The 24,796-nt window shown below is 45.3% G+C and carries 25 protein-coding genes; 2 read left to right on the plus strand and 23 right to left on the minus strand.

Translation table 11 applies throughout. The features are described 5' to 3' along the window. Positions 1 to 20: 20 nt before the first annotated feature. The 6 genes from DYB02_RS11415 to DYB02_RS11440 form a co-directional block, all read right to left on the minus strand. On the minus strand, positions 21 to 659 hold the full coding sequence (locus tag DYB02_RS11415) for a response regulator (protein WP_025525656.1): 639 nt from the start codon (positions 657 to 659) through the stop codon (positions 21 to 23). Further along, entirely contained in the window at positions 643 to 2,007 is a 1,365-nt protein-coding gene (locus tag DYB02_RS11420; protein WP_029805323.1) for a cache domain-containing protein, read from the minus strand. The genes DYB02_RS11415 and DYB02_RS11420 overlap by 17 nt, the downstream gene beginning before the upstream one ends. Positions 2,008 to 2,121: 114 nt before the next feature. Beyond that, positions 2,122 to 3,408: a TRAP transporter large permease gene (locus DYB02_RS11425; RefSeq protein WP_005483284.1), complete on the minus strand. Its 1,287-nt coding sequence runs from the start codon at positions 3,406 to 3,408 to the stop codon at positions 2,122 to 2,124. Between the two features lie 12 nt (positions 3,409 to 3,420). Then, entirely contained in the window at positions 3,421 to 3,960 is a 540-nt protein-coding gene (locus DYB02_RS11430) for a TRAP transporter small permease subunit (protein WP_020838784.1), read from the minus strand. A gap of 125 nt (positions 3,961 to 4,085) precedes the next feature. Further along, positions 4,086 to 5,174, minus strand: a complete 1,089-nt coding sequence (locus DYB02_RS11435) for a TRAP transporter substrate-binding protein (RefSeq protein WP_029804163.1) — start codon at positions 5,172 to 5,174, stop codon at positions 4,086 to 4,088. Between the two features lie 486 nt (positions 5,175 to 5,660). Continuing rightward, positions 5,661 to 6,050, minus strand: coding sequence for a hypothetical protein (locus DYB02_RS11440; protein ID WP_005490722.1), 390 nt, complete (start codon positions 6,048 to 6,050; stop codon positions 5,661 to 5,663). Between the two features lie 270 nt (positions 6,051 to 6,320). On the opposite strand from DYB02_RS11440, the gene DYB02_RS11445 reads away from it, so the two are divergent. Further along, a complete protein-coding gene (locus DYB02_RS11445) occupies positions 6,321 to 6,986 on the plus strand; it encodes a DUF2982 domain-containing protein (protein ID WP_029804164.1) in 666 nt (221 codons plus the stop codon). Positions 6,987 to 7,006: 20 nt separating this feature from the next. On the opposite strand, the gene DYB02_RS11450 is transcribed toward DYB02_RS11445, so the two are convergent. From DYB02_RS11450 to nrfB, 15 genes are all read right to left on the minus strand, one after another. Next, positions 7,007 to 7,663: an MBL fold metallo-hydrolase gene (locus DYB02_RS11450; protein WP_025625995.1), complete on the minus strand. Its 657-nt coding sequence runs from the start codon at positions 7,661 to 7,663 to the stop codon at positions 7,007 to 7,009. Between the two features lie 96 nt (positions 7,664 to 7,759). Further along, positions 7,760 to 8,308, minus strand: coding sequence for a peptidoglycan L,D-endopeptidase MepK (gene mepK / locus DYB02_RS11455; protein ID WP_005457820.1), 549 nt, complete (start codon positions 8,306 to 8,308; stop codon positions 7,760 to 7,762). Positions 8,309 to 8,489: 181 nt separating this feature from the next. Beyond that, the gene (locus tag DYB02_RS11460; RefSeq protein ID WP_456341217.1) at positions 8,490 to 10,052 is read right to left on the minus strand and encodes a L,D-transpeptidase family protein; all 1,563 of its coding nucleotides are present in this window, start codon (positions 10,050 to 10,052) and stop codon (positions 8,490 to 8,492) included. Between the two features lie 131 nt (positions 10,053 to 10,183). Further along, positions 10,184 to 11,266 carry a DUF1513 domain-containing protein gene (locus DYB02_RS11465; RefSeq protein ID WP_029804166.1) on the minus strand — a complete coding sequence of 361 codons (1,083 nt, stop codon included), beginning with the start codon at positions 11,264 to 11,266 and terminating at the stop codon, positions 10,184 to 10,186. Further along, positions 11,247 to 12,284: an imelysin family protein gene (locus DYB02_RS11470; RefSeq protein ID WP_024702489.1), complete on the minus strand. Its 1,038-nt coding sequence runs from the start codon at positions 12,282 to 12,284 to the stop codon at positions 11,247 to 11,249. Before DYB02_RS11470 ends, DYB02_RS11465 begins: the two co-directional genes overlap by 20 nt. A gap of 10 nt (positions 12,285 to 12,294) precedes the next feature. After that, positions 12,295 to 13,677, minus strand: coding sequence for a di-heme oxidoreductase family protein (locus DYB02_RS11475; RefSeq protein ID WP_024702490.1), 1,383 nt, complete (start codon positions 13,675 to 13,677; stop codon positions 12,295 to 12,297). 84 nt (positions 13,678 to 13,761) lie between these two features. Beyond that, positions 13,762 to 15,024, minus strand: coding sequence for an imelysin family protein (locus DYB02_RS11480; protein WP_029804168.1), 1,263 nt, complete (start codon positions 15,022 to 15,024; stop codon positions 13,762 to 13,764). A 176-nt stretch (positions 15,025 to 15,200) separates the two neighbouring features. Beyond that, positions 15,201 to 15,857 carry a GTP cyclohydrolase II gene (ribA, locus tag DYB02_RS11485; RefSeq protein ID WP_005457833.1) on the minus strand — a complete coding sequence of 219 codons (657 nt, stop codon included), beginning with the start codon at positions 15,855 to 15,857 and terminating at the stop codon, positions 15,201 to 15,203. 221 nt (positions 15,858 to 16,078) lie between these two features. Next, on the minus strand, positions 16,079 to 16,255 hold the full coding sequence (locus tag DYB02_RS11490; protein ID WP_005483239.1) for a hypothetical protein: 177 nt from the start codon (positions 16,253 to 16,255) through the stop codon (positions 16,079 to 16,081). A 148-nt stretch (positions 16,256 to 16,403) separates the two neighbouring features. Beyond that, on the minus strand, positions 16,404 to 16,814 hold the full coding sequence (gene nrfF, locus DYB02_RS11495; protein WP_005494740.1) for a heme lyase NrfEFG subunit NrfF: 411 nt from the start codon (positions 16,812 to 16,814) through the stop codon (positions 16,404 to 16,406). Beyond that, complete coding sequence (locus DYB02_RS11500) at positions 16,801 to 17,334, minus strand: DsbE family thiol:disulfide interchange protein (RefSeq protein WP_024699808.1); 534 nt, start codon at positions 17,332 to 17,334, stop codon at positions 16,801 to 16,803. Before DYB02_RS11500 ends, nrfF begins: the two co-directional genes overlap by 14 nt. Beyond that, the gene (locus tag DYB02_RS11505; protein WP_029804169.1) at positions 17,312 to 19,219 is read right to left on the minus strand and encodes a heme lyase CcmF/NrfE family subunit; all 1,908 of its coding nucleotides are present in this window, start codon (positions 19,217 to 19,219) and stop codon (positions 17,312 to 17,314) included. The genes DYB02_RS11500 and DYB02_RS11505 overlap by 23 nt, the downstream gene beginning before the upstream one ends. A gap of 9 nt (positions 19,220 to 19,228) precedes the next feature. Next, the gene (nrfD, locus tag DYB02_RS11510) at positions 19,229 to 20,200 is read right to left on the minus strand and encodes a cytochrome c nitrite reductase subunit NrfD (RefSeq protein ID WP_029804171.1); all 972 of its coding nucleotides are present in this window, start codon (positions 20,198 to 20,200) and stop codon (positions 19,229 to 19,231) included. Then, positions 20,197 to 20,883, minus strand: coding sequence for a cytochrome c nitrite reductase Fe-S protein (gene nrfC, locus DYB02_RS11515; RefSeq protein WP_017448429.1), 687 nt, complete (start codon positions 20,881 to 20,883; stop codon positions 20,197 to 20,199). The genes nrfD and nrfC overlap by 4 nt, the downstream gene beginning before the upstream one ends. A 1-nt stretch (position 20,884) precedes the next feature. Continuing rightward, positions 20,885 to 21,487 (minus strand): cytochrome c nitrite reductase pentaheme subunit, encoded by a 603-nt coding sequence (nrfB, locus tag DYB02_RS11520; protein ID WP_029804172.1) that lies wholly within the window; start codon positions 21,485 to 21,487, stop codon positions 20,885 to 20,887. Between the two features lie 468 nt (positions 21,488 to 21,955). On the opposite strand from nrfB, the gene nrfA reads away from it, so the two are divergent. Next, complete coding sequence (nrfA, locus tag DYB02_RS11525) at positions 21,956 to 23,365, plus strand: ammonia-forming nitrite reductase cytochrome c552 subunit (RefSeq protein ID WP_021454367.1); 1,410 nt, start codon at positions 21,956 to 21,958, stop codon at positions 23,363 to 23,365. Positions 23,366 to 23,481: 116 nt separating this feature from the next. Here nrfA and DYB02_RS11530 read toward each other — a convergent pair whose 3' ends face one another. Both DYB02_RS11530 and DYB02_RS11535 read right to left on the minus strand, forming a co-directional pair. Next, positions 23,482 to 24,033, minus strand: a complete 552-nt coding sequence (locus DYB02_RS11530; RefSeq protein WP_029804173.1) for a hypothetical protein — start codon at positions 24,031 to 24,033, stop codon at positions 23,482 to 23,484. A gap of 32 nt (positions 24,034 to 24,065) precedes the next feature. Further along, the gene (locus tag DYB02_RS11535) at positions 24,066 to 24,689 is read right to left on the minus strand and encodes a TPR domain-containing protein (protein WP_029804175.1); all 624 of its coding nucleotides are present in this window, start codon (positions 24,687 to 24,689) and stop codon (positions 24,066 to 24,068) included. Positions 24,690 to 24,796 lie beyond the last annotated feature (107 nt).

Raw genomic sequence — 24,796 nt, forward strand, 5'->3', positions numbered from 1 at the left:
CGTATTAAACGGGCACTTTTTTATTCCGTCAGCCCCGTTTCAAATGCGTATTTGGCTAATTCCGCTGTCGAATGCAGATCTAATTTATGTTTGATGTTGTGACGATGCGTTTCTACTGTTCGATAGCTGATATTGAGTAACGTCGCGATTTTCTTACTGCTATTGCCTTGTGCCACCAACCTCAAGACCGCCTCTTCTCGTCGACTAAGCGGATTGGGTTTGTGATGGGTGGGTTTGATTTCTTGCGTAAAGAGCGTCTGAGTTACGGACTCGCAAAAATAGGTTGAACCTTGGTTCACGGTTTTGATGGCTTGCACCATTTTCTCGGCTGAAATTTCTTTGAGCATGTACCCCACCGCCCCTGCCTGCATCACTTTCATGATGTATTCGCGGTTATCATGCATCGTAAGCATGAGAATTTTACTCTCGGGTAATTCCTCTTTAATCACACCCGTTGCTTCGATGCCATTCATGATTGGCATGCTGATGTCCATAAGCACAACATCCGGTCGCAGATGCTTAACGACCTCAATCGCTTCCAAGCCGTTGCTTGCCGTGCCAATCACATCAATATCCGGCTCCAGCTCTAAACGCGCGATAAATCCATCTAACACCACTTGGTGATCATCGACGATCACCACACTAATCGGTTTGTCCATAAACTAATTCATCCAAATTCAAAAGCACGGTAATTTCCGTGCCTAAACCAAGCTCACTCATGAGTTCGAACTCGCCACCAATAAACTCCACACGTTCTTGCATGTTGCGCAAACCAATCCCTTGGCGATGCACAGCTTGGTTGACGACAAACCCTACGCCATCGTCTCTAATGAGTAATTGCAGCATATTGCCCATTTTTTGCAAAATAACCGTCACTTTTTTCGCTTTTGCATGCTTTTCAATGTTATTTAGCGACTCTTGCGCAACTCGGTACAGTGTTGTTGCGACTTCGGAGGTCAGCTTGTGCTGTTGAGTGTCAAAATGGCTGTCGATATCAATTCCAGAGTGTGAATGGAAATCTTGCAGCAATGTCGTCAACGCAGCTTCCAAACCGATATCATCCAATGCGCTTGGGCGAAGTTGATGGGAAATGTGCCGCACTTCATTAATTGCCGTCACCAAAGAGCGTTGTGATTTGTCGAGATGCGACTTGAGCTTTTGATCTTGCAATCGATGGCTCATTAAATCCAAATGACATTTACTCGATACCAGAAGCTGATTGATCCCATCGTGCAGCTCGCGCGCTAAATGTTTCTTCTCATCTTCTTGAAACATCACCGTTTTGTGGGCAAGTTCTTTGAGGTTTTTATCGGCAAGTCGATGCTCATGTAAATTGATGGCTAAAGTCAGCACAATGATCACCGCCACTGTGACCACCAAAATCACCACCACGGAAAAAAACGTGGTCTCGATGTTTTTGTTCACCGCAGCACGCATGTTCGCGACTTCTTGGCTGACATCTTCAATGTAAAGACCAGTGCCAATCATCCACTCCCATTTATCCAACCATGCGGCGTAACTGAGCTTGGGTACAATGTCGCCAGTCGAGGGTTTCTGCCACAAGTATTGGTGAAAGCCGCCTCCGGATTGCGCTTGGTAAAGCAACGCTTCTATAAGCCTGTCGCCATTTTCGTCTTCTAGGTGAAGTAAGTTCTCCCCAACCAATTCAGGAAGAACGGGATGTACGAGGTTAGTGCCGTGTTTATCGTAAGCAAAGAAGTACCCGTCAGAGCCGTAAGTTAGGCGATTGAGAATGGCTTTCACTCGAGCTTTAGCGACACGTTCTTCAATCGTCGAATCGTTGTAAATGTGGGAAATGGCATCAAATGCGACATCAACGGTATCTTTGAGCGCCGCTTCTTTGGATTGAATGAGGTTTTGATGGAAGATCTCCACCTCTCGTTGACCCAATGTTTTGGCCTGATAAATGGAAATCCAACTGATGCTTGCCGACACTAAAACCACCGGAATCAGTGCCAGCAAAATTAACTTGGCTTTGAGAGGCATCCTTCCCTCCATGAAACGCTGCCCAACGGGTCAATATGCCCCAAGAGCAGCTTAACAACTTGTCTCAAAAGGTGAAGACTCTCAGCTCACAAAATCTCTTTTATTCCTTACCAATTAACCCATGCCGTAGAAACTTGGGAAAAACAGTAAGGAGGCAAGGACGAGAATTTGAATCGCAATGAATGGCATCACGCCACGATAAATATCCCGTGTAGTCACGCCTGCAGGCGCAACCCCTTTCAAATAGAACAAGCTGAAGCCAAATGGCGGTGTTAAGAAGGAGGTTTGTAAGTTCATCGCGATGAGAATAGCAAACCATGTCATGTTGATGCCGAGCAGCTCAGCAACCGGTGCGATAATAGGAACGATGATGAAACAGATTTCAACGAAGTCGATAAAGAAGCCCAGAATCAAAATCACAATCATCGTAATGATCAAGAAGCCCCACTTCTCACCCGGGATCTGCAACATCCATTCTTCGACCAGATAGTCACCGCCTGTATACGTAAACGCCATCGAGAACGCCGTCGCACCCAGCAAAATCGCGAACACCATCGCGGTCACTTTAACCGTCTCTTTCGACGCATCGTAGACCATTGACCAACTAAATTGCTTGTACAGTACGGCGAGAACAATCGCCCCAGCCCCGCCCAGTGCTGCCGATTCCGTTGGCGTTGCAACACCGGCAAAGATGGAGCCCAACACAACAATGATCAACGCCAATGGTGGTAATACAGCTTTCAGCGCCTTGATCACTTCTTCCCTGCGGCTGAGTGACTCATCACGTTCAATCGGCTGTGCTGCTTCAGGGTTAAGCTTGGCGTAAATAAGGATGTAAACAACGTATGCACCCACTAGCGCGATACCCGGCCACACGGCCGCTTGGAACAAATCTCCCACTGGCACGCCAAGCACATCGCCGAGCAAAATGAGTACGATGGAAGGAGGAATAATTTGCCCCAACGTACCTGAAGCACAAATGGTTCCGCACGCGAGGCCTTTGTCATAGTTGTATTTGAGCATCACAGGCAGCGAGATCAACCCCATGGCCACCACAGATGCTCCCACTACGCCAGTCGATGCCGCAAGTAGCGCGCCCACCAGCACTGTCGAAATTGCGATGCCGCCACGGACGCCACCAAACAGACGCCCCATCGATTCCAGCAGCTGCTCTGCTAGCTTCGTTTTTTGCAGCACGAGCCCCATGAAAACAAACAGCGGTACAGCCATCAGCACCGTGTTTTCCATGATGGATTGAATTCGATATGGCATGAAGGCAAACATGTCCATGCCCTCTGCCCAAACACCAAAAATAAGAGCAATACCGCCGAATGTGAACGCGACGGGAAACCCGAGCAGTAGCGCAAAGAGCGCCACAAAAAACATCACTATACCGATCATAATGACTTCCTTTTACGACTTACCGTTGCTACCGGCATAGATAAGATGAGGGTTAACGATTTTATTGACTGAGTGCAGCAGCAAACCAACGCCACTCACCGCCATAAATAAGAAAGACACCGGGATCATGCCTTTGATTATCCATCGATACGGCAAACCACCTGGATCACCAGACGTCTCGCCCAAGGCATAACTCTCTTTCGCGAAATCAATACCAAACCATGCGACCAGCAAACAAAAAGGAAAGAGGAAAAACAGGGTGCCGATGATGTCGATGATGGATTGCGCTTTATATGACAGTCGCTCATAAAAAATGTCGACTCGGACGTGACCGCCGGATTTGATGGCATAAGGCACGCCAAGCAAAAAGACAGCAGAGAATAAGTGCCACTCCATTTCTTGAAACGCGATAGACACATCGTTAAACACGTAACGCATCACAACGTCATACACTACGTTCAACAACAACAAAATGAAGAGGATGCTGGATAACCACCCCAGAAAATCACCAAAGCGGTTGAAGATTCGCTCAATATAGATAAGGCTTCTCATTCCGAACTCCATGGAACGTGTGGGTTGGCTCCGCAGTATCTACGGAGCGTTTTTATGATTTTTATTTGAAATTTTTCTTGGGCTTCCTCGTCGGCCAAATCATACGATTTGGCCAGACCGAGTTTTTATTGCGCTTGGCTATTCAAGTACGCTCGGTGCGAGATGTTCGACCATGGACGAACTTGCTTAATGTAGTTCGCTTGAGATTCTTGAATCTCTTTTGCCAACGCATCTTCCTCAGCATGCTGTTTAAGCAGCTTGTCATTGGCAGAACGCAACGCATCCATCACCTCAGGTGGGAAATCTTTTACTTCCACATTTGGGTACTCAGACTGAATAGATGCCCAGTTTTTGCCGCTTTCATGCTTCGATTGCGTGTACATGTCGTACGCAGCGGTTTTCATCGCGACTTGGAGAATTGCTTTCAGATCATCCGGTAGACGCTCCCAAGTTCGCTTATTGACGAGGAACTGAAGCTCAGTCGCAGGCTCATGCCAACCGGTGTAGTAGTAAGGCGCAATTTTGTGAAAGCCCATACGCAAGTCCAAAGACGGACCTACCCACTCCAACGCATCGATAGTACGACGCTCAAGTGAGGTATAAAGCTCACCCGGTGCAATGTTGGTTGGCTTCGCGCCTAATTCAGCCAAGATTTCACCCGCAAAACCCGGAATACGCATCTTCAACCCTTGTAGGTCATCGACCGACTTAATTTCTTTTTGGAACCAGCCACCCATCTGAACATCGGTATTACCACCAGGGAAAGACATCAAATTGTGCGGAGAGTAAACCTTTTCCATCAACTCCATTCCGCCACCGTAGTAGAACCATGCGTATTGTTCTGTCGGCAACATTCCGAACGGCATAGAAGTGAAGTAAAGCGTGTTTGGCACTTTGCCTTTCCAGTAATAAGACGCAGAGTGTCCCATGTCGTATTGGCCGGATTTCACCATGTCGAATACGCCAAATGGTGCTTTGTGTTTGTTCGCAGAGTCGATACGAATTTGTAGACGGCCGTTTGACATTTCCTCTGCCATTTTCGCCATATTTTTCGTCGTGTCGCCAAAGATTGGGAAGTTAGGCCCCCACGTTTCAGCCAGCTTTAGGCGATATACTTTTTCAGCAGCACTTGCAGAAGTTGCCACGAATGTCATCGCTGCCACTACGGCAGTCATTTTGAGCACTCGTTTCAAAGATTTTTGGATAAGACTCATCGTTCACGTCCTTTGTCACCAAGGTTATTGTTGTCATCCATTTCATGCGGATTTGAAGTACGACAAGCTGACCAGCACCATTCTCATGTCAAAACACGAGCCGAGTAGCGACGCTTGAAGTAACTTGGGTATAAAGATGTAACAATGTTGTCCAATTCGAAATGGGCGTGAACACGCAAGTTATCTTAGTATCAATAACCTAATTAGCCCTTAGTATTACGTATTTATACGTAGGAGATTAGATGGTGGTAATTTTATAACGCCTTAAATCATTGAGTTATGAATCAAACATGAAAGGCATTATTTAGAAAGCTACTTACGTATTAACTTGCCAAAAAATTTACACAGTATTTAAAAAAATGTGACAAACGCCATTTTTGTATCGCTAAAATACACGCTTGTTTAGAAGGGAAAGTAAGAAATTAGGGCAAAAAAATACCCCGGCGATCACCGAGGCATTGTATAAAAACAGAACAATAGCGGTAATTAAACTGCTTTGTAGATAACTTTGTTACCTGCCAACTGCTCTTTTTGAACTAGGTTTTCTTCAAGAAGCTTCTTCAGTGCGCCAGTAGCCCATGATGCTGCTTTAGCGTCTTCTTGACCCGCTGCTAAACCGATGCCTTTAGGGTTGATACCTTCAGCATTCGCTACAACGATGTCTAGTACTTGTTGTTGCTTAGGAGTAAGTGCAACATCAACAGTTTTCGCTGCAGCTACTTTCTTCTCAGCTACTGCTTTCTCCACAACAGGTTTTACTGCTGCTTTTTCCGCAACAGGCTTTGCTGTTTTTGGTGCTGCAGCTAGGTTTGCTACTGTCGCTTTAATGCGTTTTTGCAGTTTCATCTGCACTTTACGCTTATGAGCAAGTCTCATTGAATATTTCTCCAGTTCACTGCATCTCAGCAGGGATGAAAATTTGAAGCGCGTTTTATACCAAAATTTACAATCGATTTGTAGGTTTTAGCGGCGAAACGCTACGAAAAATGCGCTCAAAGCTTAGAACGTCTACTATTTAAACAGATCATTTGTGAACGGATTTATTGAATACTGGGTATAAAAACAGAGGTTTCGTTTTGATTAAAAGCATCAAGCTGCATATCAAGAAATCTCGATTTTATTTGGAGTATTCATTGAGGTATGAGCATGGAAACGCTGCATCTAACAAATTCACACTTCAAGTCTGATTCGCCAATCAACAGATTGATTTTGTTGCTGGTAGCGCTCATTACACTATTTCTTGTCGTGATTTCTCCGGGTTGGAAACAAGCAATGCTTTCCGTCATTTTGATGGCAATCATCGTCGGTTTCGCCGCCCTGATGATTAAGAAAAGCCAAGTCACTTTCACACTGACCGCCTCGCACTTTCAGCAACACCTGTTTAAAGGCGGTTGGGTTGTCCGTTGGCGAAATATTGAGTCCATTGGTATATGCAGTTATCAACAAGACGGTTGGCATCAACCGCTCCCGTGGATAGGCATCCGCTTGAAACACTACTCCCCTTATCTTGATGCAATTTGCCCGCGTATCGCGACGGAGATTTTACTTAGCCAACGCGCTTTGTTGTATTTGGGCGCAAGGCAGAACCATTGTGAAGAGAAATTTGAAGATATGGTGCTCGACCCACAACCGTACACTAGCAAAGCGGGAAAACAATACGACGGTTTGCAAGCCATGTTGGCGAATAGAATGAAGTATCAGAGAGAATTTTACGGCTATGATGTGTTTATTTCTGCCAGTGATTTAGACAGGGAAGCCGACGAATTTGTAGGGCTGACTCGGCGATACTTAGCGGCTGCCGAGCCAGAATAGTTACGAGTACAGACAAGGCGCTAGTATAGTGGCATCTCGTCAGCAACAAACGGGTTGGTTTTGCGTTCGTGACCGAAGGTAGATTGAGGACCATGACCCGGTACAAATGTAACATCGTTACCTAGAGGCCAAAGTTTCTCTTTAATTGAACTAATCAACGTATTGAAGTCGCCTTGAGGGAAGTCAGTACGACCAATGCTACCGTTAAACAGAACATCACCAACAAACGCTAAACGCGCTTCTTCACTATAAAGCACTACGTGACCTGGCGTATGGCCAGGGGTATGGATAACGTTCAGCTTTTGACTACCAAAAGTGACAACGTCACCTTCATTCAACCATTGATTCGGCTCAAATGCCTCAGTTAGAGGGAAACCGAACATTTTGCTTTGCCCTTCCAAACCTTGTAGCCAGAAGTTATCCGCTTTGTGCGGCCCAACGATTTCTGTTCCGCCTAACAGCGCTGATAATGGCTCAGTACCGCCAACGTGATCTAAGTGACCATGGGTCAATACCAATTTCACCACATCAACACCCAGCTCTTTGATGAGCATTGCAAGCTGTTTTTCGTCACCGCCAGGATCAACAACGATGCCTTTCATCGTTTCGTCACACCACACGATAGAACAGTTTTGAGAAAAAGAAGTCACTGGGACAACTTGGTATTTCAGAGCCATAGATAACCTATTACCGAATAAATTTGCGTGAAAACTGCCGCAACTATGACACTAACCCTAGGCGACTTCAAGACTTACGCCAGCCCTAAAATAGGCTTACCAACTGCGCACTGCACCCGTATCAATGTGGACAAAGTTACTGCCCGGATAGTATCCAACACCACCAGCCTTCAAACTGATTGCCGCATCACGCACCGTAGACAGCTTTACACCATCGAGACGAAAATCAATCGCCTTCCCTTCCATGTGTAGACTCTTCTTAGCAACACCAGTAGAACCGCTGCGCAGGGACGCATTGGTCACTGGAGAACGGTAGCCAGAAATCACGATAACTTCGGATTCAGTACCGATGAGCTTTTGAATTTGGCTGATTTGATCGAACAGACGTTTATCCATTGGATGCACTTCATTACGGCGATGATCACGGCAAAACTCATTCAAACGCTGCAATTCTTTGCCGACGTAGCGATTCCCATCGAAGTAGCACGTCTCGAGAAGCTCACCCGTATTCAAGTTATTCATGGCTAACACGCGTGGTTCATCCGGAAGTGAAGCCCATGAAAGTGTAGGCATTGCAGACGCCAGTACGACACCACCAGCGGTCATTTTAAGGAAATCACGGCGAGAAAAATTACGACTTACCATAAACAAAAACACTGCTCAATTACTAAACAAAGAAAGCGGACGATACCGAAACCAATTTATCTCGTCAAATGCATAAATTGGTCCGGAATATCGAAGTCGCGCTGAATTTTTTGTTTACTTATTGAACAGAAAACGATTTTTTAGAATTGTAAATTTTCTTAAATTTACGAGCCATGCAGGCTTAGCCTTGATGGTCGTATTTGTAGATGTCATCTCGGTAATACAGCGTGCCTTCTTCCAACCAAGCTGTTTGGTAGATGATGTGTACCGGAATACGTTCCCCTAGTGGCACCGAAGTCGTTGATGAACGAGCGCTTTCCCGCTTTTTCTCTAAACGCTCTTCCAAACCTTGAGTTTTGAACAGAAGCTCTGCAAGTTGATCGGCGTTTTCTACTCGAACACAACCCGAGCTAAACGCCCTTCTATCTTGTTGGAACAAGTTTTTACTCGGCGTGTCGTGTAGATATATGGCTTGTGGGTTCGGCATGTTGAATTTGTACAAACCCAACGCATTGTGCGAACCAGAAGCCTGACGCATGCGGTACGGGAAGGTTCTTGGATTAACTGTTGCCCAGTTGATCGTGGTTGGATCGATGATTTCGCGCGACGTCCAAGAACGGATGATTTGAATGTTATGTTCCATTAAATACATCGGATTGCGTTTCACTTTTGGAATGATGTCTTTCACCATGATTTTCCAAGGCACATTCCAAGTTGGATTTAAGATCACCGAATCCAGCGTTCCCGTCATGATTGGGGTTTTTCTTGAAGCTCGACCAACCACAACTTTTGATTCAAACAGTGGCTGACCATCATGCCAGTACGTAACTTCATAACCCGGCACGTTCACAAACACGACATTGTCTCGTTCTTTCGCCCAAATACGAGAACGCTCAGCATTCAATGCCAGCAAGTGCAAACGTTGTTGAGGAGAGAAGTTAATCCAACGAATGGTGTTCGGACCAATTACGCCATCTTGGTTCAAGCCATGAATACGCTGGAACTCTTTCACCGCCAGCTCCAAATTTTCATCGTATTGCGGTATTTCTGAATCGATGTAACTGACATCCACTCCGACGATCGCCATGCGTTCAACAAGGGTTGATTTGTTTTCTATCGGATCACCGACGCGCAACAGACCTTTTTGCTCATAGAAAGGATATTGATATTGCGAGAATTCAGAAAGCGAAGCAAATACCGTATTAAATGAGGCATCCATCTGCAAAGGCGAGCGCAAGCTGGCTAAAAACTGATCCAACTTCCCTACCGTGATCTCATTGCTCAGTACCGATAGCGTATCCACACTAGGCGCAGGAAAGCTCACATGGGCTTTATTTGCAAACAACCAGTTAACGCCTTCTTGAGGAACCTGCTCAAGATAGCTGAGGTACATAAGGAGGGAATCGGTCATCACCAAATCGAAGTCAAGGTTGTCTCCTTTCCATCTTACTTGGTTAATACGATGCAGTTGGTTGTCAAACTCTTTAGAAACGTCAGCAAGCGCGACCAGCTTCATCTGAAAAATGAACTGTTCAACATCGCTCTCATTTTCCCAATTCAAACGGTAATTCGTACTTTGGTAAAGTTGATCAATCACCGTTGGATAATGGATCATTTTTTCGACAGACAACTGCTCTACGGCCCCTTCTTGCTCCGTTTGGGCAGAAGCATCGAGAGAAACCACGGTAGAAAAGCTGCAAAACGGCACCATAAGTGCCGTCATTATTAAAACCCTAGCAAACACTGAAACGATCCTTGCGCTACTTGCCATAAAAAAAGTATGGCAAATATCTCACAGCTTGCAGGTTTAAAATTAAGAATCTGGTGACGAAATCGACAACAAATCTCTCAATAAGAGATTATTTATTGAACTTTTTAAATAATTCGTGACCAATGATTGTCCCATTGAACACCGCTTGAGTATGCGTTTTTGAATTGCGAAGGTCTCTGTTCAACGACTTTTCCCGCTCCAGAACTGACGCGAAACTCATCGCCGTAAATCACCACACCAGACGCATCTGGCAGTGCATTCAGCTCCACCAGCTTGCCCGTTTCTTTAGACCAAATGCCATAACAACTGCCAGGAGGTGATGTTGCTAAAATCCAATCATTGGTTGCAGCAATACTGGCTATATAGTGATTAAAGCGTGCCCATTCTTCAGGTTCTGCTTGCAGTGTTTGCATCTCTCCTCCACGCGTATGCATGGCGAGCAAAGCAGGATATTCGTCAGGTTCTCCGCGATATTGCTGACCGCACAACACCGTTTCTGAACCATCATGCGCAAGATGACGAATGCTCAGCTTATGATCCGGCAACGCAACTTGATCAAGCAACTCGCCGTTTTGCGAAAGGTAGCTCAAGCTTGGCGTCATGCTGTCCAAATTCAAAGGCTCACGGCCATTAGTATGCACTCCACCCACACCAATCGCTAACGTGCCATCGGGCATCATGATCACTTCATGAGGCCCAATGCCGAATCCCGATAACTCAACGATTTTTCGGTATTGGTTTTTAACATCGTAAACACCAATGATGCCTCGGCTAGTGCCTCTTTCGCCTTCCGTAGCGAAGAGATAAAGACCATCGTGAGAATAAACGCCGTGGCCGTAAAAATGGCGCTCCGGTTTTGCCAGTTCCAACTTGACCATTTGCTCTGTTCGATAGTCGAACACCATAAAGAAAGTGCCAGGACGTCGACCAAAAACAACTGCGTGGCCATGCTGATTGGTCGCCACGCCATGTCCACGTTCAGGGATAGGTAACGTCGAAATAGGCATACCATGTTCATCAGCCACCACGGCAGCAAACTTATCTCGCCCGACAATGGAACAACCAATCAATGCGGGCTCTCGCTTTGTTGTCGCCGCACAACCAAACGGCAACACGGGAGTTACCGCTCCAAATAGTGCCGCTTTTAGAAGCGTTCGGCGGGTTTGATCAGTCACCATCGGTTGCATTAAACCCTATAACGACACCAAGCTCGATAGCCACCTCTTCATGGATGAGGTATTTAAGTTGTTCTAGCTTGTTGTATTGCGCGAGAACCAAACGATATCCGTCCACACTTTGTAGTGCAGAGAACAGGCTTTTATCTTCAGGCCAAGTCTCTAAAGCCATGTCAAACTGATACGCGACGCGATCCGCCAATTGCGTTTTACCTTGCGCCCTTAACAGCGCATCTAACCCTTTACCGTTCGCAAAATACAACTGATGCAAGCTTTCTAGGTTAGCTTTTAAGTTAGAGAGCGAGGTTTCTGAGCGCCAAGACTCCGAGAAGTAAGGACGAGGATGCCCTATCTTGGCTAGCGGACGGCTGAGCTTTTTCATGCTGTATTCTAGCTGGTTAGAAAGCAGCGAAATGTACTCCGATTCCCACTCTGTCTTTTGCAAAGACTTCCACGGGTTTTGAGCCCAAGAATTAGCGATGATCTGTGCTTTATCGTGCAAATTTTCGGCAATCGCAACACCTGAGGCACATACATTGCTATTGGTATTAAGCGTGGATGCATCATCATAAAGTAACCATTCCAACGCCCCTAAACCTTGCACAGTCACGCTTTGTGTCGATATCTCTTCCACTGTCCAAACTTTATCGGCTTTAGTCAGCGCCGACATTTTGCGCCCGGTGGTATTTTTTTTATCTGGCCAGAATTGTACGTTCCAGCTTTGCTCCAGCGCGGTCGAGGGGCCACGTTCCTGTCCTTGAAGCGCCATCCAAGCCAGCATGGTTCTGTGCCACTGTTGTTGTACTGGTTCCACGTCATTTTTCGGCGCCGAACAAAAATCAGCAAAGCTCTGTTCTAACTGCGAAGCTTGGCTTAAAAATGACTGTGCGGCATGAAACTCCACTTCGTAAACAGCTTGAGAAATATGGCTAGTTTGCTCTGGTTGTGCATCCGACGAGCCCGTTGTCGATTGGCAACCAACTAAGCTTAGCGTTGCAACAACAGCGCTCATTAATGTTGTTTTCTTCATGGTTGCATCCTTACAGAGAGTTCAGAAACGCGATCAATGCGTCACGTTCTTTTTGGTTAAGCGATAGCACATTTTGTTTCGCTTGTTCCGCTTCACCACCATGCCAAAGCACCGCTTCCATCAAGTTACGTGCTCGACCATCATGTAAGAAATACGTGTGACCGTTCACTTCTTCTGTGTAACCAATCCCCCAAAGTGGTGGCGTACGCCATTCACGGCCATTGGCAAGATATTCAGGTCGATGATCAGCAAGGCCCTCTCCCATGTCATGCAACAGCAGATCGGTATACGGGTGGATAAGTTGCTCTGAAAGCGCAGGCCGGTCTGCTCGTTTTGTCGTTTTTACACTGGTTTTATGGCAGCTTTCGCACCCCGAAGCAGCAAAGATCTTTTGGCCAAGCTGAACATCAGGAGCATTCACATTTCGACGAATCGGCACGGCTAAGTGTTGGCTGTAAAACTCTACGAAGTCGAGTATGTTTTGGCTTACTTCTGGCTTGCCGCCATTTGGCAACTCCTCACAAAGGGATTGCTTCGCCGTGCAGTTTTCATTCGGGAACAAGTGACTTGTTAGACCAACATCACCATTAAACGCGGCCGCATTTTGCTGCATCAACGTTGGTTGTCCTGCTTTCCATCCAAAACGGCCAATCGAAAAGTCGCCTTTTTCGATGTCCCAAACTTTATTCACCTTGCCTGAGATGCCATCGCTATTACGGTCATTTTCGTCTGCCCACTTAAGCAACGTTTCATCAGGAATACTTTCTAGCAAACCTAAACCAATCATAGGTGGCGCGACACGAGCGGAAAACTGCGTATCAGGGTGCATGTCCCCATAACCTAAATCGGTAATTTTCAGCGTAGGCTTTCTCAACGTCACTTTTTTGCCATCTTTAAACTCAACGGGAACGTCCGTATAAGTAATAGCAATTTTGCCCTCCGGCGTTTGGTCTTGCAGAGCAAAATCTTGCAGTTGCCCACCATACGTAGGCTCCGGAATACCGCCATCCATGATGTAAGCTTTCTTCTGCTCTAGCGTCATCGCCGGGATACTCAAACGCACCAACATAGACACGGCATGAATGTCGTCTTTTTCAGGAGGATGCCCACGGCCATCTTTTATGTGGCAATTCTGACAACCATTGGTGTTGAAAAGCGGGCCAAGGCCGTCTCTTGCATCTGTAGTCGCTGGCGCTTGCACCCATGGGTTACGGAAAAAACTATTGCCCACACTAAAATCAAGTCGCTTACTCATTGGCAAGTTCGTCGCGGGTAATGAATAGGCATTAGCACCGTCTTTTTTGACACTGGTGTTGCCACCAGACTTAACATCGTAAGCCATGGCAGAAGTCGAAAGGATCGCGGCAAAGGCGGAAAGTAGGTATGGCTTCATATCACTGCTCTTATATGAATGGATAACAACGAGCTCTAACGGCAAAAGGGCTCACGATGAGCCCTTGTTTATTATTATGTGTTCTTAAAACTCGTGGTCTGCGGTGTCTGGGCTTAGGCTATCGATGCCGACAATACCCGCTGCACGCTCAATAGCACCGGTTTGTGCAACCAACGCCATGATGGTGTCGTTAACCAGAGCATTGCCTTGAGCATTACCCGCAGCAATAAGTTGGTCGAAATGCTGATTGTGTTTTTCAGCAGAAGTCACCAACTCGCCAACTTGACTGCGTGTTACGTCAAATTGCTTCTGGATTTCTTCAGCGGCTTTCTTATCTTCCTGAGCAACTAGGTTTGCGATACTTGGACCAGTAAGAACCGTGCCATCTTGGCGGCTGTATGTACCCGTATAAACGTTGTAGATACCTTGCTCGTTGTAGTAATGCGAGTTGTGCGTGTTATCCGAGAAGCAATCGTGCTCGTCTTCCGTAGAGTTCGCTTCTAGCGCAACTTTCATACGCTCACCAGCTAACTCACCCAAAGACAAAGAGCCCATACCAAACAGCATTTTACGTAAACCATTATCTGCAGAACCTGTTAGTAGCTCTTGACGGTAGTTGCCTTTTTCATCAGCAGACCACTGTTTTTCCATCCATTCAAGATCTTGAACCAGTAGATCGGCCGCGGCTTTTAAGTACTCACCGCGACGATCGCAGTGACCATTTGTACAACCAGAACCAACAACAAAGTCCGTGTAAGCACGCTGACCTGCACCTGCATTTGTGCCGTTCAGATCTTGTCCCCATAGAAGGAATTCGATCGCATGATAGCCCGTTGCTACGTTTGCTTCTGAGCCACCTACTTCGTTCAAGCTAGCAAGTAATTCTGGAGTAATTTTTGCCACGTCAAGCTTAGACGGGCCGATCGTTAGACTTGTGTTAGCAATGATATTTGCCGCTGCACCTTCGTTACCAAGCTCATATTGGTAGTCAGCAGCTACATAATCGATAAGACCTTCGTCAAGTGGCCAGGCATTAAGTTGACCTTCCCAATCGTCGACTACTGCGTTGCCAAAACGGAAAACTTCAGACTGTTGGTATGGCACGCGGGACTCTAGCCAAGCTTGCTTAACGTCTTCAAGCTTTGCCTCAGATGGTGCTTTTAAAAATTCATCGATTTTCACTTCCAACGTTTTTGCCGTCGTCAGTGAGTCAGCAAATACGGCGTGAGCCACATCTGCATAATGTTCAACAACTTGTTGTTTTGTTACTTGAGCAGCAACGGTAGTACCACTGGCAATGAGGAGTGAAGCAGCAATAGATTGGACTAATACTGTTTTTGCATTCATCTGAAGCATCCTTGTTGAGCAATTCATTTGTTATATTCGTAGTGCTAATTATTCTTATTTGCACTTTTAGTCACGAGATAATACAAATTTACAATTTATTTGCAACTCCAGATACAAAAAAAGCCTCATCACTGTGAGGCTTTTAACATTCATAATTGACAGTTTTCTCTTTAGGATTAAACCTTTAGGTTATGTTTGCCGTGAGAAACTTTCGCTCTAAGATAGTTTTCATTACCATCTTTAATGTGCGCCGAAGTATTGACAACTTCGACAATCTCAATTCCGTATTCCGCTAATTCACGGATTTTCTTAGGGTTATTGGTCACAAGACGAATTTTCTTGATACCTAACGCTTCTAACATTTGTGCCGCTTCTGTGAAGTCTCTTAAATCATCATCAAAGCCTAAATGGTTGTTTGCTTCGTAAGTGTTCATCCCCTGGCTTTGCAGACGATACGCATCAATCTTGTTGTACAAACCGATACCACGGCCCTCTTGGCGAAGGTAAAGGATCACGCCGCCAGATTCGCCCATACGTTGGATCGTTTCTTCTAACTGCTCACCGCAGTCACAGCGAGATGAGTGGAAAACATCGCCAGTCAGACACTCGGAATGCATACGCACTAGCGGCGTGTCTTGCGTTTGATCCGCTTGTTTAAAAATAACTGCCACATGCTCTTTATCTGTCTTAAGGCCACGGAAAGACAGGATCTCAGCATCGATATTACTTTTAGCCCCGACTTTAAAATCTACTCTGGCACGTACTTCCGCCATATCTATACTCACTCGATTTATTGCTTGATGCGCTTGGTGCGTTTTTGTTATTGCATTCATGGGATTCACTTATTGCTCTTCAACTATGGGGATTGATACCGCATTTTTCAATGTTGAGATCACAATTGGGTTGATCTTATCCCCTTCCGCAGACAAAGACGATCACTTATCTTGCTGCGCTGATGAATTGTTATAGTATAACAATTTTATAAAACTACAATAAAAAACCCCAGACAAATTTTTGCCTGGGGTTGGTAAAGGTTAGAGCATGAAAAGGAATCTTAATGAGTTTGGCTACGTTTCCAAACCGCTAATTCTATCCATACCGCTTCGAGTTCTTGAATTTCTTCGTCTGTTAGGACGGCGAGAGTTGAAGTCACTTGTGGCAGCTTCGGTGTTTGAAACGCACGAATCTGCGAATAAAAGTCCTTCTTTAACTGCAATATAACTGAATCCACTGCGTACACCTACTGTTGTTCTTTTATTACTTCTCCAGCTCAAATTTTATCGTTAGCTTTATACTGGAGGCTTCATAAATTCCAAAAAATGATAACACTCTGCTTGTTATATGCACAATTTATTTTCCATACTGGAATAATGGTCACATTAATTTCGCTTGATTAGTCGGATCGAAAATAGAGCAAAAAAGATCAAAAATATAATAGGAAAGATCCACAATAGCGCAGTTGAATAATTAAATGGAGGTTGATACAGAACAATATTTCCATATCGTTCAACCAAATAATCTTTTACCTGCTGATCGGAGCTACCTTCATTGACCATGGTATAGACCTTTAACCGAAGATCTTTAGCCGCTGGCGCATTGGACTCAATCAAGTTCTGGTTTTGGCATTGTGGGCAGCGCAATGTCTTAGCGAGCGAGGTTGCTCGTTGTTGCACTTCTACAGATTGAAATTCAAAAAGATCAACGTTCTGCTTAATTTCACTCCCATTGCTCACAGGAGAATATAATGCAAGTGCAAAAACGGTAATAAATATATATTTAAATAGCGCCATTAAAATACCTAGAAAATATTGAGTTCCATTTGTCGATCGTGATTGCTCCCCGATATTTGATCAAAACCTTGCCATTTTGATCAATAAGATAAGTTTCTGGTGTACCTATCACTCCCAGCTCAACCGCTAATTCGCCATTTGGGTCACTAATCACGTCTTGATAAGGATTGTTTTTAGAGCTCAAGTAGTTTTGAGCGGCAGAGTTATTATCTCGATAATTCAAACCAATGATCGGCACTCCCGCATCCGCTATCTGCAAAAGTGTTTCATGTTCTTTCTTACAGATCCCACACCATGACGCCCACACATTCAGCAACTTATAGCCATTGTCTTGAAACAACACCTGAGTTACCTCTTTTCCAGAGATAACCGATACAGCGCTGAAATTTGGAACCATTAGCGTGCTTTCCTTTGCTTGCTCAACGTGGGGGCGGTCAGATAACGCCGCAACGACCACGACTGAAAAGACGGCAACAGCAATAAATAACCCGAATAGTTTAGGCATAGTTTTCGGTGACATTCACGGCCCTCTTTCTTTTGCGATACACAGTCGTCAATGCGCCAAACACCGCTATCAAACCGCCTGACCATATCCACCAAATCCCCGCCCGGTACTGAACTTTTATTGCATAAGCGTTTGTGCCAACTTTATCCCCCAACGTCAGATAATAGTCTCCGTGCCATAAACTCAGAATCGCGGGCTCAGTCATGTTCATTACTCGCACGGGATAATGGCGTTTTTCAGGTTGTAATGCATAGCGGGTCTGATCATCAAGGCGCAAAATGATCCTTGCTTGTTCTGCGGTGTAATTTGGCCCTATTACCCAATCCATACCTTGATAATCGATACCAATGTTTGCTCTTTGATGTGAAACACCAGGCTCTACTCGCAAGTTGTATTGGTACGAGTATTCACTGTTGAAGACAGCTCCCACAACGGCTACAGAAAAACCGACGTGTACTAATACCATCTTGATTAGTGGCCCTTTGTTTTCGGCATTCAGCCATAACATAGTGTGCGTAGTAATAACCCAAGCTGCTAAAAATACACTCGTGATTGTCCCAATACGCACGGTATCAACCGACAAGATAAAGACGGCTACGACACCTAAAGCGATAGTACTTGCGAAGGCGAATTGCCTTTTCCAGTTCGCACACACTCCTTTTGTCCACCGCAAAATTGGCGTCATGGCTAACGCCAACAAAGCGAAAATACTGAGAGGAAATATTAAGCTATTAAAATACGGCGCACCAACAGAGATGTTTCCCAACCCTAGCAATTGATAAATCATCGGGTAGAACGTACCTAAAAAGACGATCGCCGTGGATATGACCAAAAGTCCAATGGACACACACACCATATAAGCTCGACTGATCAAGGAACGTAACCTAAATGGTTTGATGGCATCTCCACGCACAATCAGTACGCTAAACGTCATCAATACTAACGCACTAAGCACAGCAAGCAGGGCTAAACCTTTGGTAGGATCCACAGCAAAAGCATGCACCGACGTTAATACGCCAGAACGTACGATAAATGTCCCGAGAATGCTTAAACTAAAGGTCGCAAACGCCAACGCGTATGTGCTCCACAACGCTCCCTGATTTTTCTTTGCTAATACTCCGCTGTGCAGGAGTGCAGTGCCTGTTAACCACGGCAATAAAGAGGCATTTTCTACTGGGTCCCAAAACCACCAGCCTCCCCAGCCAAGTTCATTGTATGCCCACCAAGAGCCGACAAGGATACCAACAGTCAAGGTTCCCCAGGCAAAATATGCGGCTTTTCGCGTACAACAGTACCATTCATTGACAGGCCGTTTGCTTAATAACGCCGAAAGTGCAAACGCCAAAATGGCGGAATAACCAACGTAACCTAAATATAAAAGTGGCGGATGAATGATCAATCCAATGTCCTGCAGCATTGGATTCAAATCACGTCCTTCTACTGCCAATGTTTTTGCGAACTCAAAAGGGTTAGACGTTGTTAACGTAAACCAAGCAAAAACGGCAATCAGGACATTCATAATGCCAAGGCAATCTGCGGTGTAGCATTGGTTAATCGGAGAACTAAGAGCAATGTATGATGCCCATAAACTGAGCGTCACGACCCAAAACAGCATGGAGCCTTGGTGCCCACCCCATGCCGCTGCAACCTTGTAGGCGGTTGGCAATTGGCTGTTGGAATGAGTGATCACATATTCAAGAGCAAAATTGTCTTGGATAAAACAGACAATCAGCAGTAATAGACAAACAACAGAGGCTAAACTGATGAGATGTGAGGTCGCAAGTTGGTGTTCTAACATAATGGGCTTAGCCGCTGCACGGCGATACCAATGCAATACAGCAGAACAACTCGCCCCCATTGCGACGAAAATCAGTAAGAAGAACCCTAGTTCAGCCTCCATTGTTCCTCCTTAGACAACGGTCATTTGACCCGCATAGAGTATGAACGTACGCAGCATCAGCACGCCGACCAAACTCAATGTTGTCACGACAAAGACGTAACTACCTTTATGGCGAACTTCAGAAGGCATTAACCAGTTCAATGTTAGCGGCATCAACATACCAATCAACACAACACCAACCCAGAACCACTGCGCCCAAAAGCCGTTGGATATTGCATTCCAAGCTGCGACTTCGTTTTGACCCCCGCTGAAAATCAAGCCAGTAAAGAACGTGACTAAAACGAACAACTCGAATAATACAACCGGACGTTCAAAGCCATGCACCCATGAAACACTAGGACTGGATGTCGGCTCTTTAAACACTAAGATTCCGAACATCAAACATGCCGCTGCGCCCGAAGATAGGCTTGAGAATAGGAACAAAATCGGCAACACCGGATTGTTGAGCATCGGGTAGGTTTTAAGTGCCGATAGTAGGAAGCCAGTATATGCCGCCAGTACTATCGCCAAGAAACCCAAGAACAACTCGATGGCATTACTCACCTTTCCAGCCTTGATCAAAAAGCCATCCACAAAGTCGAGTAATCCGCTCGGTAATTTGCCTTCACAAAATCTGATGATTTGATGGCGAAAGATCACGCCAATCCAAACAAACAACACAACCATGTAGACTTGAAACAAGACAACGCCCATCGACATCACCGACGTCGGGTTGTAGTAAATCATGATTTTCCAAAACTGGAGTGGCTTAGTTAAATGGAAAATCAAAATCACCAAACCGGAAATGATGCCAAATGGCGCGAGCCAAGCCATCGCTTTCATAATGCCATTGTTCGCCGGATCTCCCTCAATGACTTTGCGTTTAAGGTAGATAGAAATCATCACTGCGCCAGCAGACATCCCAGCTAAAAATAGGTAAATCGCGATGATCCAATCCCACACTAATGAATCAAAGTGGAAAGCACTTTCAAAACCGTTCATGATGACACCTCCCCTTTGTTGTGCGGAATTTTAAACAACTTAGGTTGCGTTCCTAAATGTGACTTATCGCGATACACAAGATGGTTATCAATGACTTTGCTGACCTCGCTAGTTGGGTCATTCAAATCACCAAAGATGAGTGCTTTTGTTGGGCAAGATTCCACGCAAGCTGGCTGCTTACCTTGTGCTAGGTTGGTATCACGGCAGAAGTTACATTTGTCTGCAGAATGGTCAACAGGGTTGAAAAAGCGCACTTGATAAGGACAAGCCGCCAAACAATAGCCACAGCCGACACATCGCTCTTTGTGTACATCAACTATGCCCGTAGCTTCATCTTTATACGCAGCACCCGTAGGGCAAACATACACACATGGTGGATTATCACAGTGCTGACAAGATTCACGCGTAAACTGGTACTCAACATCAGGAAATTCCCCAATGGGTTCACTGCGATGAATTTTTAGGCGGGTCACCCCTTCTGGCACTTCATTCACTTCGCGACATGCTTCGGTACACGCAGTACATCCTATACACGCATTTTCATCATGCACCATGCCAAAACGTTTGGTTTGCTCACTATCACTGGCATAAAGAGAAGCACTAACAACAGAAGTGCCAGCAACGCCAGTGGTCAAAATCAATGCGCCGCTACTGGCTAAAAAATTTCGTCTTGAACACTTCATGCTATCTCTCCTCTTCTTTTGCAAGTTCAGGTTCAGCAGCAAACTGAGAGTGGCAATCGACACATTGTTTGATGAGCTGTTTTCTGTCGTAAGAAAGCGCTTTCGTTTTGACAGCGTGAACATCGTGACAATTTGAACAGGTCAAATTTTTAGCATGAACATCATGCGTCCAATTACTTTCTCTCAACTGAGTTGGAGCGTGGCAATCTACACACTGGCTATTCGCTTTGAGAATGGTGCTTGGATCAAGAAAAACCTTGTCATGCACTGCTTTTGATTGCGCAGCAGCAAACTTGATCACATCAGGAGCCCCTTCACGGTGATCAGGCCCGATATTGCTGTGACAGTTTGTGCAGTTCAGTGTTTTACCTTGGCTAAGCAGCGCTTCTGGCTCATGCGACAAATTCAGAGTTTCTTTGGCATCCTTATGACATTGAAGACATTTGTAGTCTCGGTCACGAATCAGCTCAACTTGATGGCGAGTGGTTTGTGCACCCTCAACAGGCTCTGATGAAATCGCATGGGCGGAGATAGAAAAACCATAGATGGCAAAGGCGAAGAGAAATTTCAGCATTGTCACTATGGTCAATTTTATATTGCCCATATTTTTCTTTCCTTAGCTCTAAAATAATTGATAACTGTTCTCAACTATTTAATGGAGCGACAATTAATTTCTTCTGAAGATACTTTTATACCTTCAAATGACATCAATTCTTATTTTGGAAAGCCACAACGCTAAACCTATATTCATAATACCCCTATTATTCCTAAGAGGTAGAAGGTACTGTTCAAAAAGCGAACTTAATCACCTTATTTATAAAATGGTTATACCTCTAACCCACTGTCAATAAAGGGGATTAAATCATACCACTTTAGAGGTATATGAAATTAAACATGATTAAGATCACTAGTGTAAATTGATCTAAAGCAAGACTCATTCCGCTCACTATTTCATCTCTTTATTTATACAATAATATTATTTGTAGATCTCCGATTCTTATTTGGAATAGCTTCTCACAACGCTGCTAATAAAAACGAATATGGAGATAACACCGTGAGCATAAAACACTGGATGAGCGCACCTATCGCGGTTGCGACCTTATTCGCTAGCCAATTATTATTGGCCGGCTCTGTGTTGGCGGCAGAAAACAACGATCGACTTGATCCTCGTAATGACGCCTTCGAACAAAACCATCCTGACCAATATCATTCTTGGAAGGCAACATCAGAAAGTAAACATATTGAAGACGCCCTAAGTGAAGACCCAAATATGGTGATTCTTTGGGCTGGCTACGGATTTGCTAAAGACTACAACAAGGCTCGAGGTCACTTTTATGCGCTCGACGATGTAAGGCAAACCCTAAGGACAGGCGCACCAGCAGATGAAAACTCCGGGCCAATGCCAATGGCATGTTGGAGTTGTAAAAGTCCTGATGTCGCTCGCGTGATAGAAGAACGTGGCGAGGATGGCTACTTCTCTGGTAAATGGGCACGTCTAGGCTCAGAAATCGTCAATCCTATCGGATGTTCTGATTGTCACGACACTCGCTCAGAAAAATTCAACCAAGGAGAGCCAGAACTAGCACTAACCAGACCTTATGTTGAGCGAGCATTCGATGTAATTGGAAAAAACTTTGATGAACAGTCGCGCCTTGATAAACAAGCGTCTGTGTGTGCTCAGTGCCATGTCGAATACTACTTTACAGGACCAACGAAAGCGGTGAAATTCCCTTGGGATATGGGTACGACTGTCGGTGACATGGAGAAGTATTACGATGCGTTGGACTTTAAAGATTGGACTCACGCCGTTTCTAAAGCACCGATGCTAAAAGCACAGCACCCTGGCTTCGAGACTTGGCGTGAAGGAATTCACGGCAAAAACAAAGTGGTTTGCGTCGACTGCCATATGCCGAAGGTGACAAAAGAAGATGGTACCGTTTATACCGATCATAAAGTAGGCAATCCTTTCGACCGCTTCGAAGACACATGTGCGCAGTGCCATACTCAAACCAAAGAGCAGCTACGTAACATCGTGTCTTCACGTAAAGCGCAGGTGTTGAACATGAAATTAACCGCCGAGAAGCAAATTGTCGCGGCGCATTTTGAAGCTGGAGAAGCATGGAAAGCAGGAGCAACGGAAAAAGAAATGAAGCCGATTCTCCAAGATATTCGCCATGCGCAATGGCGTTGGGATTATGCGATCGCCTCTCACGGTGTTCACATGCACGCACCAGAAGTGGCGCTGGAAGTTCTCGGTACCGCAGTTGATCGCGCCGCCGATGCTCGTACTAAATTGGTACGCTTACTGGCAACAAAAGGCATTACTGAACCTGTTCAAATTCCAGATATCTCGACCAAAGCAAAAGCCCAAGAAGCTTTAGGAATGGATATGGAAAAAATGAACGCGGATAAAAAGCACTTCTTAGACACCGTCGTACCAGATTGGGATAAAGCAGCGGCCGAACGAGAAGCAACCTATTAGTCAAACCGAAAATAGGATTCGAGACCTATGATGCAACAACAAAGGGCGCGTTCTGCGCCCTTTGTTTTCATCAGTTCATTCTAGTCGAAGTACATCATCAAAATGCAAGTAAACCATTAACGTCGACGAATTCTTGGCACCGGTTGGATGTTTGGTCGAGTCTGAGGTCTCTGAATATTTGGCTTGGTAATCGGACGCGGCACGTTATGCGCGGGTAATGGCTGTGTCTTCAATGTTGATTCTGGCAACGTCGTTTGTTTTGGTAACGTTTTTGTTTCTACACGTTGGGGACGCTCGTGCCATTTTGCTTGAATCGCTTGTTTTTGTTCATCCGGCAACGTTTGCCAGTGGTTATCCAGTTGTCGCTTCATGTTATCGAAGTTGGCGTTCATATCGCCATCTTTCCAATCTTCAACTTTGTCTTTGATTGACTGTTGTTGATCGTCGTCGAGACTATTCCACCATGCCTCGAGCTTTTCTCGATGGTCATGTCCGTCGTCACAGCAACCCGGATAATAGTAAATCCAATAGTCATCGTGACCATACCACCAAGGGTCGTAATACCCACTCGAATAATAGACAGATGAAGAACCAGTTGAAGGAGACGAGCATCCCACCAGCACTGTACCGCACAACAATACCAACAAACCCGCTTCTAGCTTCTGCATACCGACTCTCCTCTTTACTCTACATTGTATGCTTACATCAGCTTTTTCGCTTTGTTGATGGACTCGATGATCGTCACTCTGTCTAAATTAGGGTCATTGGAATCTAGGAGTAGCACCCAAGTATCGATGGCTTCTTGAAAGCGGAAAGAAATGAAGTGATCGTTCGCTATCAACGACAGTGCGGCTTCATTATAAGGTTCAAGTTGCAACGCCTGTTCTAATAGTAAACTGACTTCATCAGTCATCGCTTGTTTATGAAGGTAGTATAATGTTGTCGCCTTAGCGGCAAGTTGCGTCGCGGTTACGTTGTCGGTGAGTTGGCGTGTGTAGTCGAAACAAATCAACGCGGCATCAAATTCTCCCTCCAACAGATAACCTTGACCTAACTGAAACCAAAGCTCATCGTTATTAGGCTCTTGTTTTAACTGTTGCTGTATTTCATCCATGATGTCTCGCGAGGTCATCATTCGAGCTATCTCCGCTTGGATAGGTTTCGGTGGGGTTTGCTTCAACAATAAGTAGCCAGCGCTAGTGAGTGCTAACACCATCAAACAAAAGCCAAACCACTGCGTAGGCTTAACTTTAGAAGCGCTAAGTGACAAAACGACGATAAAAAGCCCCATCAAAGTGATGGCAATGAAGAACCATAAAGACATAGCGATACCCGTGAGTAAACATAAGTTTAGTGTACTGGTTTGGTTGAAAGATTGCGTTGATGAAGATACAAAAAAGCCGAGCATCTTGCTCGGCTTTCATATTTAGC

It is taken from the genome of Vibrio parahaemolyticus (assembly GCF_900460535.1).
Classification (GTDB): Bacteria; Pseudomonadota; Gammaproteobacteria; order Enterobacterales; family Vibrionaceae; genus Vibrio; species Vibrio parahaemolyticus.